The 1,149-nt window shown below is 63.3% G+C and carries 1 protein-coding gene and 2 pseudogenes; all 3 read left to right on the plus strand.

Features of this window, described 5'->3' with window-relative positions:
- Positions 1–326 (plus strand): annotated as a pseudogene (locus EN939_RS35065) (ABC transporter ATP-binding protein); the annotation flags it as partial.
- On the plus strand, positions 323–1,009 hold the full coding sequence (locus tag EN939_RS35070) for an ABC transporter ATP-binding protein (protein WP_127271619.1): 687 nt from the start codon (positions 323–325) through the stop codon (positions 1,007–1,009). The pseudogene EN939_RS35065 and the gene EN939_RS35070, both read left to right, overlap by 4 nt.
- 32 nt (positions 1,010–1,041) lie before the next feature.
- Positions 1,042–1,149, plus strand: a pseudogene (locus tag EN939_RS35075) (iron chelate uptake ABC transporter family permease subunit); the annotation flags it as partial.

Consider the following 1,149-nt stretch of genomic DNA (forward strand, 5'->3'; position numbering starts at 1 on the left):
CCTACGTGCCAGCCGCTGAGCTGTCGCATGGCGAACGCCGTCAACTCGAAATCGCCATTGCGTTGGCCCTTGGATCGAAGGCCTTTTTGTTCGACGAGCCGATGGCCGGCATGGGGCCAGACGGATCGAAAGCGTTGACGAAATTCCTCGACGGCCTGCGCCACGAAGCGCCGATCCTGCTCGTCGAACACGACATGGATGCCGTCTTCGCGCTTGCCGACCGTATCTCGGTCCTCGTCTATGGCCGCGTCATCGCCACCGGCACGGTGGACGAGATCCGCAACGATCCCGAAGTGCGCCGGGCCTATCTCGGAGAAACTGCGTGAGCCTGCTGGAACTCAACGGCGTCGAAACCTTCTACGGCGCATCGCAGGCGCTGTTCGGCGTCTCGCTCGACGTCAGGGCGGGTGAGGTCGTGGCGCTCATGGGCCGCAACGGCATGGGCAAGACGACGACGATCAATTCCATTCTCGGCCTCGCGAAACCGCGCTCAGGCTCGATCAGCTTTGGCGGCCGCCAAGTCGCCGGCATGCGCCCGCACCGCATCGCGCGCCTTGGCCTGGGTCTGGTGCCGGAGGGAAGGCGCTGCTTTCCCAATCTGACCGTACTGGAGAACCTGCTGGCCGCAGCACGCGGCAGCGCGTGGACATTGGAAAAAGTTGTCGAGCTGTTTCCGCGTCTCGGCGAACGCCGCGACCAATATGCCGGTACACTGTCGGGCGGCGAGCAGCAGATGGTAGCCATCGGCCGCGCGTTGATGACCAATCCGAGCCTGCTCATTCTGGACGAGGCGACCGAGGGTCTGGCACCTGTGATCCGCCAGGACATCTGGGCAGCAATCCGCAAGCTCAAGTCGAGCGGACAGTCGATCCTTATCGTCGACAAGACGCTTGCCGAGCTTCTACCTGTGGCCGACCGCTGCTTCGTTCTGGAAAAGGGCATGACCGTCTTCGAAGGCACGCCCGAGGCGCTGACGCCAGAAATTCAGGACCGCTATCTCGGCGTATGAAAAAGGGTGTCAAACGGCTTCCAAACTGACCCGGCGCGGTGCTGTTGCTGGCCAGCGATCTTCTGGCCCGAACGCTGCTGCTGCCGCAGGAGCTGCCGATCGGCATCATCACCAGCTCCGTCGGCGCGTTCTTCGTCGTC

Origin of the sequence: Mesorhizobium sp. M7A.F.Ca.CA.002.05.1.1 (assembly GCF_003998335.1) — a bacterium.
Taxonomy (GTDB): domain Bacteria; phylum Pseudomonadota; class Alphaproteobacteria; order Rhizobiales; family Rhizobiaceae; genus Mesorhizobium.